The following is a 12396-nucleotide window of genomic DNA, read 5'->3' as shown; positions in this document are numbered from 1 at the left end:
CCTCGCCGCCTTCGCCGTCTCCCCCTCTCCCATCGGGCAAGGGAAGGAGCCCGCCGGCTCTTGCCGGTGGGAAAGGTGAGGGCAAGGTCAAGCTTCAGCCCCGAGAAAGCGCCGTCCCGCCACGGCATCCAGCTTCGCCACCAACGCCGGATCGCGAGCCTCCGGCGCCGTAATGATCGCGCTATCGAGGCACGTATCGATCGGCGAAGCCTCCCGCTCCACCGGCAACGCGCGCAGCAACGCCATCACCATCGCCCGAGCCTTCGCCGCATTCGCACCAAGCTGCGCCACGACCTGCGCGACATCGACGCCCGCCTCGTCCTCTCGCCAGCAGTCGTAATCTGTCACCATCCCGACCAGCGCATACGGAAGCTCCGCCTCCCGCGCGAGCTTCGCCTCGGGCATCGCGGTCATCCCGATTACGTCGCAGCCCCATTGGCGGTAGAGCCTGCTTTCCGCGCGGGTCGAAAATTGCGGGCCTTCCATCGCGAGATACGTGCCGCGGTCATCGCCCTGCGCGCCCGCCTCCCGCGCGGCATCGGCGGCATAGCGCGACAGGCGCGGGCAGACCGGGTCGGCCATCGACACATGCGCGACTAGGCCGGTGCCGAAGAAGCTCGACGGCCGCCCCTTGGTGCGATCGATGAACTGGTCGACGACGGTGAAACTCCCTGGCGGCCGCTGTTCGACAAGCGACCCGACCGACGACACCGCCAACACATCGGTCACGCCAAGGCGCTTCAACGCATCGATGTTCGCCCGCGCGTTCAACTCCGACGGCGAGATCCGGTGCCCCCGCCCATGCCGCGGCAGGAACGCCACCCCGACATGCCCGACCCGCCCGGTATAGATCGCATCGGACGGCTCGCCCCAGGGAGTTTCCACCGTCTGCCAGCGCCCGCCCTCGATCCCGTCGACCGCGTACAGCCCCGAGCCGCCAATGATCCCGATCGTCCAGCCCGTCATTCGGCGAGCGCTCTCGGCCGCGCATAGACGAAGTAGATCACCAGCCCGAGCAGGTTCCACAGCCCGAAATACAGCTGCGTCTTCGAAGGCAGGCTGAAGAACAGATACAGGCACCCGAGGATACCGATCGTCCCAACGAGCGTCGCCGCGGGCGCCCGGAAAGTCCGCAAGGCGTCAGGCGCACGGCGACGCATCACCAGCATGCACGCACAGACCGCGACGAATGCGGCGAGCGTGCCCGCGTTGGCGAGCGCCGCGATCTCGGCCAGCGGCAACAGCCCCGCGATGACCGCAACGATCGCCGCGGTGATCCAGGTGATGCGGACGGGGGCACCTCGCTTGGAGACCTTGGCGAGGCTCAGCGGGAGCAGGCCGTCGCGTGCCATCGTGAAGAAAATCCGGCTCTGGCCGAACAGGAACGCGAGCAGCACCGTCGGCAGCGCGATGACCGCGGAGGCGCCGAGGAACGTCGCAAACCCGGGCCGGCCGATCTCGCGCAGGATCAGCGCGAGCGGTTCGGCGCTGCCGGCGAACTTCGTGTACGACAGCGCGCCGACGGCAGCGACCGCGACTAGGATGTAGATCGCGATGCACGCGACCATCGACCCGACGATCCCGATTGCGAGATCGCGCCCGGGGTTCTTGGTCTCCTCAGCCGCAGTGGAGATCGCATCAAAACCGTAGAACGCGAAGAAGATGATCGCCGCCGCCGCCATCACGCCCCGCTCGGCACCATCGGGCTGAACAGCCTTGGGAAAGCCGTAGGGCATGAACGGGTGGAGATTGGCGCTGTTGAAATAATGCAGCGCGATGAACACGAACACGGTCAGCGCGATCATCTTCACGCCCACCAATACCGCATTCAACGTCGCGCTCTCACGCGTGCCGAACGACAGCACGCCCGCGACGACCGCGATGATGAAGATCGCTGGCACGTTGAGGATGCCGCCAAGTTCGGGACTGAGCGTCAACGCCTCGGGGAAGCCGAACGCGCCGCGCAACAATGGCGCCGCGTAGCCGGACCAACCGACCGCGACGGTCGACACCACCAGCGAGTATTCGAGGATGAGGCTCCAGCCGATCACCCACGCGATAACCTCGCCGAGCACGACGTAGCTATAGGTGTACGCGCTACCCGACGCCGGGATCATCGTCGCCATCTCGGCATAGGCGAGCGCCGCGCAGGCACAGATGCCGCCGGCGATGATAAACGAGAGGATCACGGCAGGCCCGGCAAGCCCTGCGCCGACGCCGATCAGCGTCAGGATGCCGGTGCCGACGATCCCGCCGACGCCCATCGCGACGAGGTGCGGCCACGACAGGGTGCGCGCGAGCTGATGCTCCGGCGGCTGCTCGGTGACGATTTTTCGGCGAAACAGACTGGCCACGGATATCCCCTTTTGTTGCGCGGGGAGTGGCACAGGACGGGACAGGGGGGCAAGGCCAGCAGCCCAACCACCTACCCCAGCGAAAATCTCTCCCCCGGCGGAGGCCGGGGTCTAGTTGGCAAGGTCATTGTGACGATGCGCAGCGCTATGTCAGCAGCGTTTACCAACTGGGCCCCGGCCTTCGCCGGGGTGGTAGAAGGGCCGCCGAAATCGAACGACAGTCCGCTAGTCCTTGTTCTCCCGCGAAGGCGGGAGTCCAGTCTGGGTCCCCGCCTTCGCGGGGAAACACGCTACCTTACGCTAGAATTCAAACGGTAAAGCTCTCGCCGCACCCGCAGGCACCCTTGGCGTTAGGATTCTGGAACACGAACCCGGCGGTGAAGTCGTCCTCGACCCAGTCCATCGTCGACCCGATCAGATACAGGATCGACCCGCCATCGACGAACAAGGTCCCCCCCGGCGTATCGATCCGCTCGTCGAACGGCTTGGCCTCGGTGACGTAATCCACCGAATAGGCCAGCCCCGAACACCCACGCTTCGGCGTCGACAGCTTCACCCCGATCGCATCTTCCGGAGCCCGAGCCATCAGGTCCGCAATTCGCGCATGCGCAGTAGCCGTGAGGTTCAGCGCCGCCGGCCGTGCTCGCAATGTCGTCGCCATGATCGTCCTTCCTTCCCCCCTCCCGCGTGCGGGAGGGGCCGGGGGTGGGCTCCCGGCCAGCCACTCATAACCGTCGTTCGCGAGGTGAGCGCGTGCCCACCCCCTGCCCCCTCCCGCATGCGGGAGGGGAAAGTTATAGCATCCCTAGCTCTAACTTAGCCTCGTCCGACATCTTCTGCGGATCCCAGGGCGGATCCCAAACCAGGTTCACTTCGGCAAACCCGACCCCCGGCACCGACCCGACCCGCATCTCGACCTCCGCCGGCATCGACTCCGCCACCGGGCAGTTCGGCGTCGTCAGCGTCATCGCCACCACCGCATGCCCGTCCTCAGTCACCTCGACGCCGTAGATCAGCCCCAGGTCATAGATGTTCACCGGGATCTCGGGATCGTAGATCTCCTTCAGCGCATCGATGATCGCATCGTACACCGCGCCGCCGGGCTCGCCGGGCGAATCCACCTGCGGCTTCTGCGCCAGGAAGCCCGCGAGATAATCGCGTTTGCGCTCCGCGTCGGAGTCCGTCTCCATCACGACGCGCGCCTTGGGCGGCGATGCGACCGCATCCACTTCCTCGATCTCGAACCGATCGCTCATTTGAAGATCCTCGTTACTCGCTCGATACCGCGCACCAGCGCCTCGACGTCCGCCGGCCCGTTATACACGCCGAAACTCGCGCGTGCCGTCGCCTCGACGCCCAGCGCCTCCATCAACGGCTGCGCGCAGTGATGGCCGGCACGGATCGCGACGCGCTCCTCGTCCAATATGGTGCCGATGTCGTGCGGATGAACCCCCTCGATCGTGAAGCTCACGATCCCCGCCGAGTCCGCCGGGCCATAGAGGCGCACCGAATTGATCCCCGACAGCGCCTCGCGCGTCGCCGTGACCAACGCGGTCTCATGCGCGTGGATCGCGTCGAGCCCGATGCTCTCGACATAGTCGATCGCGGCATGCAGCCCGAGCGCTCCAACGATATGCGGCGTCCCCGCCTCGAACCGTCCCGGGGGCGGCGCGTAGGTGGTCTTCGCGAACGACACCTTGTCGATCATCGATCCGCCACCCTGGTACGGCGGCATCGCGTCGAGCAATTCTGGATTGGCCCACAGCACGCCGATCCCGGTCGGCCCGTACAGCTTGTGCCCGGAGAACACGTAGAAATCGCAGCCGATCGCCTTCACGTCGACCGTGATCCGCGGCACCGACTGGCATCCGTCCAGAAGGATTTTCGCCCCGACCGAATGCGCGATCTCGGTCGCGCGCTTGGCATCGAGCACCGAGCCGAGCACGTTCGAGACATGCCCGAGCGCGACCAGCTTGTGCGCGGGCGTGATCATCCGCTCCATCGCGTCGAGGTCGATGCGGTGGTCGGGCGTCAGCGGCAACACGTCGATCGCGACGCCGCGCGCTTCCGCGACCATCTGCCACGGCACGATGTTCGAGTGATGCTCGAGCATGGAGAGCAGGATGCGGTCGCCCGCCTTCAACTGCGTCCCGGCCCAGCACTGCGCCACGAGATTAATCGCCTCGGTAGCACCGCGAACGAACACGATCTCGTCGGGCGAACCCGCACCGATGAACCGCGCCACGGCCTTACGCGCCGCCTCGTAAGCGACCGTCATGTCCGCCGAACGCTGGTACACGCCGCGATGCACGGTGGCGTAGGTCTCGCCATACGCGCGCGTGATCGCATCGACCACGACCTGCGGCTTCTGCGCAGTCGCGGCGGTGTCGAGATACGCCCAGCCCTCGGGGATCGCGGGGAAGTCCGACAGCCGATCCAGGGGACGAACGTCGGCGATGACACTCACAACGCCCGCTCCAGCCACGCATCGGCATCCGCTACGAAAGCCTCGCGCACCGTCTCGTCCGCGATCTGGACGAACGCATCGCCGACGAACGCGCGCGTCAGCAGTGCCTGCGCCTTGGCATGCGGGATGCCGCGGCTCTGCATGTAGAACAGCGCGCGCTGGTCGAGTTCGCCGACCGTCGCGCCGTGCGCGCACTTCACATCGTCCGCGAAGATCTCCAGCTCGGGCTTCAAATTCACCGTCGCGGTGCGCTGCAACAGCAACCCGCGGAGCGACTGCACGCCGTCGGTCTTCTGCGCATCGCGCGCCACCTCGACCCGCGCCGCAAGGCTCGCGGTCGACTTGTCCGCCGCGACCGCACGCCAGATCTGCTTGCTCTGCCCGTTCAGCGCGGCATGCCGCACCGACACCGCGCACTCCTGCCGCTGGTCGCTCCGCGTCAGCAACGCGCCGCCATATTCGGCAAACGCATCGTCGCCCGTCACGGTGATTGCCCCATCGATCCGCGTCCCGGCATCGCCCGCGCCCAACACAGTGACGATCAGGCTCGCGTCAGCCCCGATCTCGACCTCGTCGCGCAACGACACGAAGCCACCGGCCTGAAGCAACCGGACCGCCCGCGTCAGCTTCGCACCCTTGCCAAGCATCATCCGCGTCGACCGGTTCGACCAGCCAGTCCCGACATACGTCTCGACCACCGACGCGTTTGCGCCAGCGACGAGTACGATTTCGGCCGGAAGCTGATTGTCGCCACCCGTGGCGATATGGACGATCTGGATCAGTTCGGCCGTCGCACCCGCCTCGACGCGCATGGACCAGCCCAAACCGGTCGTCCGACGCCCAAGCGCGTGCGATCCGCCGTCGATCGGGACGATCGTGACGTGCCGCAGATCGCTGCGGTCCTCGTCGAGCACGCCATCGACGAACACCGCCCGCGCACCCGGCAAGTCGAGAAACCACTCGCCAGCATCCAGCGCAACGCCGCGCGGCAGTTCAGCCGCCGCCGCAATCGCCGCCGGATCACCCCAACGCCACGATTCCTCGCGCGTCGAAGGAAGTTCGATCCTGAAATCCTCCCCGGCACGGGGAGGGGGACCGCGACGCTTAGCGGCGGGGTGGAGGGGGGCTTCCCCAGACGCTACGTCCAGCGGAGAACCCCCTCCACCAGCTTCGCTGGTCCCCCTCCCCGTACCGGGGAGGATTTGCGACAGGCTACTCACGCGGCGATCCCCACATAGCCTTCGCTCTCGAGCTGCTTGGCGAGGTCCTTGCCGCCCGAGCGGACGATCTTGCCGTCCGCCAGCACGTGGACGAAGTCCGGCTCCACATAATCGAGCAGCCGCTGGTAATGCGTGATCAGCAGCACCGCCTTGTCGGGCGCGCGCATGATGCGGTTGATGCCGTCGCCGACGACGCGCAGTGCATCGATGTCGAGCCCCGAATCGGTCTCGTCGAGGATCGCGAACTTCGGGTTGACGATGCCCATCTGGACCATCTCGTTGCGCTTCTTCTCGCCGCCCGAAAAGCCGACGTTCACCGGCCGCTTGAGCATGTCGTAATCCATACCGAGCAGATCCGCCTGCGCGCGAGCCAGCTTGAGGAAGTCGCCCCCCGACAGCGGCTTCTCGTCACGCGTCGCGCGCTGGGCGTTCAAGGCCTCACGCAGGAACTGGACGTTCGACACGCCAGGGATCTCGACCGGATACTGGAAGCCGAGGAACACGCCCGCCGCGGCGCGCTCATGCGCCTCCAGTTCGAGCAGGTCGACGCCGTCGAACGTCACCGAGCCTGCGGTGACCTCATAGCCGGGCCGCCCGCCGAGCACATAGCCCAGCGTCGACTTGCCCGCCCCGTTCGGCCCCATGATCGCGTGCACTTCGCCCGCGTTCACTTCGAGCGACAGGCCCTTGAGGATTTCCTTGCCGTCGATCTCGGCGTGGAGGTTTTCAATTTTAAGCATGTGTTTCGCCAAACCATTCTTCGTTCATGGCCTTCAGGAAGACCAAATCGTTGACCGGATAACCGGTTGCGCTTCCAATTACGGCATCGATCCCGCACTCGGGACAGAGTGCTGTCCAAGGGTCAGAACTCATCGCCAGTTCACCGCCTGATTCGTGAATCCAATCGGTGATCCGCAAAGGCGGATAGGTCGAGACACACGAGAAACAGCCACATATTTCACTCGTTCGGAGCTCTTCGCGATGCCCAGCACAGTGCCTATGCGCCGCCTTTAGAGTCGCAACGTCAAAGGTCACCCTACGGAACCTTCCAGCGAAATCCCCAGCAGCTTCTGCGCTTCCACCGCGAACTCCATCGGCAGCTGCTGCAGCACCTCCCGCGCAAAGCCATTCACGATCAGCGCCACCGCCGCCTCCTGGTCCAGCCCCCGCGACATCGCGTAGAACAGCTGGTCCTCGGAGATCTTCGACGTCGTCGCCTCGTGCTCGATCTGTGCGGAGGGGTTGCGGACCTCGATATACGGCACGGTATGCGCGCCGCACTGGTCGCCCAGCAGCAGGCTGTCGCACTGCGTGAAGTTCCGCACGCCCTCCGCGGTCGGCGCGACCCGCACCAGCCCGCGGTACGTGTTGTCCGAACGCCCCGCCGAAATCCCCTTCGACACGATCGTCGAGCGCGTATTCTTGCCGAGGTGGATCATCTTCGTGCCGGTATCGGCCTGCTGGCGATTGTTCGTCACCGCGACCGAATAGAACTCGCCGACCGAGCCATCGCCGAGCAGCACGCACGAGGGATATTTCCACGTGATCGCGCTGCCGGTCTCGACCTGAGTCCAGCTGACCTTCGAGTTCTTACCCTGACACAACGCACGCTTGGTGACGAAGTTATAGATCCCGCCGACGCCGTTCTCGTCGCCCGGATACCAGTTCTGCACGGTCGAATATTTGATCTCGGCATCGTCGAGCACGACCAGCTCGACCACCGCCGCATGCAGCTGGTTCTCGTCGCGCATCGGCGCGGTGCAGCCTTCGAGATACGAGACGTACGACCCCTTGTCCGCGACGATCAGCGTGCGCTCGAACTGCCCGGTATTCTCGGCGTTGATGCGGAAGTACGTCGACAGCTCCATCGGGCAGCGGACGCCCTCCGGGATGTAGACGAACGTGCCGTCGGAGAAGACCGCCGAGTTCAGCGTCGCGAAATAGTTATCGCGCTGCGGCACGACCTTGCCGAGCCACTTCCGGACGAGCTCGGGATATTCCTTGATCGCCTCGGAGATCGAGCGGAAGATCACGCCCGCGGCCTCGAGCTCCTTGCGGAACGTGGTCGCGACCGAGACGCTGTCGAACACCGCATCGACCGCGACGCGACGCTTGGGCGTGCCGTCCTCGTTCAACGGATCCTCGACCACGCCCGCCAGCATCTTCTGCTCACCGATCGGAATGCCGAGCTTCTCGTAGACGCGCAGAATCTCCGGATCGACCTCGTCGAGCGACCCGAGCTTCGGCTTCGCCTTGGGCTCCGCGTAGTAATACGCGTCCTGGTAATCGATCGGGGGGACGTTGAGCTTCGACCAGTCGGGCGCCTCCATCGTCTGCCACAACGCAAACGCCTTCAGCCGCCAGTCGAGCATCCACTGCGGCTCGCCCTTCTTGGCGGAAATGAAGCGCACCGTGTCTTCCGACAGACCTTTCGGGGCGAATTCCTGTTCGATGTCCGAGGAGAAACCCCACTCGTACGTCTTGTTCGCGGCGGCATATGCCTCTGCGTTCCGGGTAGCCATTATCTGTCCTCGGCCGCAAAGCGGCTCTCTAAAATCTCCGCGTCTCCGCGTCTCCGCGTGAACAAAACTGATTCACGCGGAGACGCGGAGGCGCGGAGAAAAAGGTGAAGCGTTGCGCGCGATGTGTTCTTCATGCGGGCACCTGTAAAACCGGGGTTTGCGAAAGGCTGGCGAGCGACACGCCGGCGAGTGCACCGCGGACCGCGCCGTTGACGGCGTTCCAGTGCGGCTTGACCTTGCACGTCTGCTCGACACAACAATCCTGCGATGCACCGTCGACGCACGAGGTCAGCGCGATCGGACCTTCGACCGCCTCGATGATGTCGGCAAGCGAGATCATCGCGGGCGGTCGCGACAGGCGAAAGCCTCCGCCCGTGCCGCGCGTGCTCTCGATCAGCCCCGCCGCAGAAAGCCGGCTCACCAGCTTCTGCACGGTCGGCAGCGGCACGCCAGTCTCCTCGGCGAGCAGCGTCGCGTTCAGCCGCGCGATACCGCCGCAATGACGCGCCGCGGCGCTCATCATCACGACCGCATAGTCGGCTAGGCTGGAAAGACGCATGGTGGCTTCGGAGTCCAATCGGACCGATATGATCCGATTGGTCAAATGGGCTTTGTGCAGTGCATCGTCAACCCGCCGAGCCGTGCTAACGACTCGCAACTGAGCGCTGGTTTTGTGTGTCGTGGATGACCCGAAAGCTTGACTTCCCCCCTCCCTGGAAGGGAGGGGAGCAAGGACGACGCGCATGGCCTTCTACCACCCGATCCTCTTCCGTCTCGACGCCGAACGCGCGCATACCCTCACCATCGCCGCGCTCGGCGCATGGGGGAAGGCCGGCACGCCGCTCGCCCCCAGCGTACCACGGCTCGCGACGACCGTAGCGGGGATCGCCTTCCCCAACCCGGTCGGCCTGGCAGCAGGCGTCGACAAGGACGGCCGCGCGATCGACGGTTTCTTCGGGTTGGGCTTCGGCAGCGTCGAGATCGGCACGCTCACGCCGCTCGCCCAGCCCGGCAACCCCAAACCCCGCATCTTCCGCCTCCCCGAAGACCGCGCAGTCATCAACCGCTTGGGCTTCAACAACGGCGGCCTGGACGCAGCCCTCTCCCGAGTATTTTCACCCGCGAAGGCGGGTGCCCAGTCTGGGCACCCGCCTTCGCGGGTGAACAAGGGGCCGGGCGGTGAAGGCGTGTTGGGCATCAACGTCGGCGCGAACAAGGACGCGACCGATCGCACCGCCGACTACGTCCACGGCGTCACCCGAGCCGCCCCCCACGCCGACTACATCACCATAAACATCAGCTCCCCCAACACCCCCGGCCTCCGCGATCTCCAGCACGGTGCAGCGCTCCGCGATCTCCTAGCCGCCTGCACCGCCGCGAAGGGCGACACGCCGATCTTCCTCAAGGTCGCCCCCGACCTCGAACCCGCCGACATCGACGACATAGCCCGCGCCGCACTCGACAACCGGATCGACGCGCTGATCGTCAACAACACGACGATCTCCCGCCCCGGCCTGCGCTCGGCCAACGCAAAGGAAATCGGCGGCCTGTCCGGCGCGCCGCTGGTCCCCCTAGCCCGCCAACGCCTGTCGGATTTCCGCAAGGCGACCGGCGCAGCGATCCCCCTGATCTCGGTCGGCGGCGTGGACAGCGGCGCCGAAGCCTATGCCCGCCTCCGCGCCGGCGCGAGCCTCGTCCAGCTCTACACCGCGCTGGTCTACGAAGGCCCCGGCCTCCCCGCCCGCATCCTCCGCGAACTCGACGCGCTGCTGACTCACGACGGACTCGCGACAGTCGCCGACGCGGTGGGCACGGACACCTAACGATCCTCCCCCGCCAGGGGGAGGTGGCTGGCCCTTGCCAGACGGAGGGGGAGGCAAGAGTAACCGCTGTTCCGTGTCCTCCCCCTCCGTCGCCTTCGCCGCCACCTCCCCCTGGCGGGGAGGGATCGCAAGGTTGCGAGACGGGTTGCCTCGTATTCGAACCACGCTAGGCTCGCGCTCGATGAAGACCTCTCTCCTAGCGCTCGCCCTCCTCGTCCCCGCAGCCACCGTAGAGGCGCGCCAACCCGCCCCGGCAAAAGACCAGGGGATGGTCAGCGCCGCCGACCCACGCGCGGCGGCCGCCGGCGTCGAGATCCTCCGCGCCGGGGGCAGCGCCACCGACGCCGCCATCGCCACCATGCTCGCGCTCAACGTCGTCGAGCCGCAAAGCTCGGGCATCGGCGGCGGCAGCTTCTGGGTCTCCCACGCGGCCGGCGGCGCACTCAGCACGATCGACGCACGCGAAGAGGCTCCCGCCGCTGCCGACGCACGCTGGTTCTACGCTCCCGACGGCACGCCACTAAGCCACAGCGACGCGGTCCCCGGCGGGCGCAGCGTCGGCATCCCCGGCGCACTCCGCGGCATGGCGCTCGCGCACCGCGCCTCGGGCAAGCTCCCCTGGGCGCAACTGTTCGCCCCCGCGATCCGGCTCGCGACGAACGGCTTCAAGGCCTCCCCCCGCCTCGTCAACGGCATGACCGCCTATGGCGACCACATCACGCCCGAGACGCGCAAGCTCTTCTCCGCCCCCGACGGCTCGCCGGTCGCGATCGGCGCGGTCATCAAGAACCCGCAGCAGGCGGCCCTCCTCCAGCGCATCGCCACCCAGGGCCCCGACAGCTTCTACGTCGGTCCCGAGGCACAGAAGATCGTTACCGCGGTCAACACCGCCGCGCGGAATCCGTCGAAGATGACGCTAGGCGATCTCGCCAGCTACGACGCCAAGTCGCGCCCGCCGGTCTGCGTCAAATACCGCGTCTACCGCGTCTGCGGGATGGGCCCGCCCTCGTCCGGCGGGATCACCGTGCTGATGATCCTGAAGCAGCTCGAACGCTTCGACATGGCCAAGCTCGGCAAGGACAGCGCGCAGGCCTGGCACCTGTTCGCCGAATCCTCGCGCCTCGCCTATGCCGACCGCGACCTCTACGTCGGCGATCCCGATTTCGTCCGCGTGCCGGTGCAGGGCATGCTCGACACGAAATACCTCGCGTCGCGCTCCGCACTGATCTCACCCGCGAAGACGATGGCAAACGTCGCTCCCGGCACGCCCCCCGGCGCCCCCGCACGCACCCGCGCACCGGTCAGCGAAGTCCCCGGCACCACCGACATCGCAACGGTCGACGCCCGCGGCAACGTCGTCGAGGTGACCACCACCGTCGAGGGCTATTTCGGCTCCGGCATCACCGTCGACGGTACGGTCCTCAACAACCAGCTCACCGACTTCGACATTGTCCCCGTCAAGGACGGCGCTCTCGTTGCCAACCGCGTCGAGGGTGGCAAGCGCCCGCGCAGCTCGATGTCACCGACGATCGTCTACGGCCCCGACGGAAAGGTCCGCCTCGCGGTCGGCGCAGCCGGCGGCTCGACGATCATCGCGCAGGTGGCCAAGGCGATCATCGGCGTAGTTGACTGGAAACTGTCGGCACAGGACTCGATCGCGCTGGGATTGCTGTACGCGCCCGGCCACGTCGCTGCTGCCGAAAAGGGCACGGAGCGTGAGGCGATGGTCCCCGCGTTGCAAGCGCTAGGCGAGACGGTCCAGGTCGCAGCGCTAGGCCTCAAGGCAAACGCGATCGAGCACGTAGGCGGCAAATGGGTCGGCGCAGCAGACCCCCGCAGCGAGGGTGTCGCGATCGCGGAGGACGGTACCGTCACCAAGATCCAGCGTGTCGGCGCACTCCAGCGCGCACCGGAGTAAGCCGCCCTCCCCTCTTCTTGTTCTCCCGCGAAGGCGGGAGCCCAGTCTGGGTCCCCGCCTCCGCGGGGAAACAAGGTTGGAGCGTGACACGC

At 66.5% G+C, this 12396-nt stretch carries 12 protein-coding genes; 2 read left to right on the top strand and 10 right to left on the bottom strand.

From position 1 onward, the window contains the following. Positions 1-87 precede the first annotated feature (87 nt). From O6X71_RS01090 to O6X71_RS01045, 10 genes are all read right to left on the bottom strand, one after another. On the bottom strand, positions 88-966 hold the full coding sequence (locus O6X71_RS01090) for an S-methyl-5'-thioadenosine phosphorylase (protein WP_353464089.1): 879 nt from the start codon (positions 964-966) through the stop codon (positions 88-90). Next, positions 963-2354, bottom strand: coding sequence for an amino acid permease (locus tag O6X71_RS01085; protein ID WP_353464088.1), 1392 nt, complete (start codon positions 2352-2354; stop codon positions 963-965). Before O6X71_RS01085 ends, O6X71_RS01090 begins: the two co-directional genes overlap by 4 nt. Positions 2355-2661: 307 nt before the next feature. Further along, entirely contained in the window at positions 2662-3015 is a 354-nt protein-coding gene (locus tag O6X71_RS01080) for a HesB/IscA family protein (RefSeq protein WP_056057673.1), read from the bottom strand. A 133-nt stretch (positions 3016-3148) separates the two neighbouring features. Continuing rightward, positions 3149-3610 carry an SUF system Fe-S cluster assembly protein gene (locus tag O6X71_RS01075; RefSeq protein WP_056057670.1) on the bottom strand — a complete coding sequence of 154 codons (462 nt, stop codon included), beginning with the start codon at positions 3608-3610 and terminating at the stop codon, positions 3149-3151. Then, a complete protein-coding gene (locus O6X71_RS01070) occupies positions 3607-4821 on the bottom strand; it encodes a cysteine desulfurase (protein ID WP_353464087.1) in 1215 nt (404 codons plus the stop codon). The genes O6X71_RS01075 and O6X71_RS01070 overlap by 4 nt, the downstream gene beginning before the upstream one ends. Next, on the bottom strand, positions 4818-6041 hold the full coding sequence (locus O6X71_RS01065; protein WP_353464086.1) for a SufD family Fe-S cluster assembly protein: 1224 nt from the start codon (positions 6039-6041) through the stop codon (positions 4818-4820). The genes O6X71_RS01070 and O6X71_RS01065 overlap by 4 nt, the downstream gene beginning before the upstream one ends. Beyond that, positions 6038-6781, bottom strand: coding sequence for a Fe-S cluster assembly ATPase SufC (sufC, locus tag O6X71_RS01060; RefSeq protein WP_353464085.1), 744 nt, complete (start codon positions 6779-6781; stop codon positions 6038-6040). Before sufC ends, O6X71_RS01065 begins: the two co-directional genes overlap by 4 nt. Next, positions 6774-6959 (bottom strand): hypothetical protein, encoded by a 186-nt coding sequence (locus O6X71_RS01055; RefSeq protein ID WP_353464084.1) that lies wholly within the window; start codon positions 6957-6959, stop codon positions 6774-6776. The genes sufC and O6X71_RS01055 overlap by 8 nt, the downstream gene beginning before the upstream one ends. 113 nt (positions 6960-7072) lie before the next feature. After that, the gene (sufB, locus tag O6X71_RS01050; protein WP_060523826.1) at positions 7073-8563 is read right to left on the bottom strand and encodes a Fe-S cluster assembly protein SufB; all 1491 of its coding nucleotides are present in this window, start codon (positions 8561-8563) and stop codon (positions 7073-7075) included. Positions 8564-8693: 130 nt separating this feature from the next. Beyond that, entirely contained in the window at positions 8694-9122 is a 429-nt protein-coding gene (locus O6X71_RS01045) for an SUF system Fe-S cluster assembly regulator (protein WP_056057656.1), read from the bottom strand. Between the two features lie 184 nt (positions 9123-9306). Between O6X71_RS01045 and O6X71_RS01040 the strand changes: the two genes are divergently transcribed. Both O6X71_RS01040 and ggt read left to right on the top strand, forming a co-directional pair. Then, positions 9307-10386: a quinone-dependent dihydroorotate dehydrogenase gene (locus O6X71_RS01040; protein WP_353464083.1), complete on the top strand. Its 1080-nt coding sequence runs from the start codon at positions 9307-9309 to the stop codon at positions 10384-10386. A gap of 181 nt (positions 10387-10567) precedes the next feature. After that, a complete protein-coding gene (ggt, locus tag O6X71_RS01035) occupies positions 10568-12304 on the top strand; it encodes a gamma-glutamyltransferase (RefSeq protein ID WP_353464082.1) in 1737 nt (578 codons plus the stop codon). Positions 12305-12396: the final 92 nt, after the last annotated feature.

Source organism: Sphingomonas faeni (genome assembly GCF_040407505.1).
Classification (GTDB): domain Bacteria; phylum Pseudomonadota; class Alphaproteobacteria; order Sphingomonadales; family Sphingomonadaceae; genus Sphingomonas; species Sphingomonas faeni_E.
Note: the sequence above shows the minus strand (reverse complement) of the source record. Positions and strands in the feature narration are given on the sequence as shown.

Bases quoted from the DNA above. Each gene is read 5' to 3' on its own strand.
- O6X71_RS01080 (WP_056057673.1), bottom strand. From the start codon at position 3,015: ATGGCGACGACATTGCGAGCACGGCCGGCGGCGCTGAACCTCACGGCT.
- sufC (WP_353464085.1), bottom strand. From the start codon at position 6,781: ATGCTTAAAATTGAAAACCTCCACGCCGAGATCGACGGCAAGGAAATC.
- O6X71_RS01040 (WP_353464083.1), top strand. From the start codon at position 9,307: ATGGCCTTCTACCACCCGATCCTCTTCCGTCTCGACGCCGAACGCGCG.
- O6X71_RS01075 (WP_056057670.1), bottom strand. From the start codon at position 3,610: ATGAGCGATCGGTTCGAGATCGAGGAAGTGGATGCGGTCGCATCGCCG.
- O6X71_RS01090 (WP_353464089.1), bottom strand. From the start codon at position 966: ATGACGGGCTGGACGATCGGGATCATTGGCGGCTCGGGGCTGTACGCG.
- ggt (WP_353464082.1), top strand. From the start codon at position 10,568: ATGAAGACCTCTCTCCTAGCGCTCGCCCTCCTCGTCCCCGCAGCCACC.
- sufB (WP_060523826.1), bottom strand. From the start codon at position 8,563: ATGGCTACCCGGAACGCAGAGGCATATGCCGCCGCGAACAAGACGTAC.
- O6X71_RS01045 (WP_056057656.1), bottom strand. From the start codon at position 9,122: ATGCGTCTTTCCAGCCTAGCCGACTATGCGGTCGTGATGATGAGCGCC.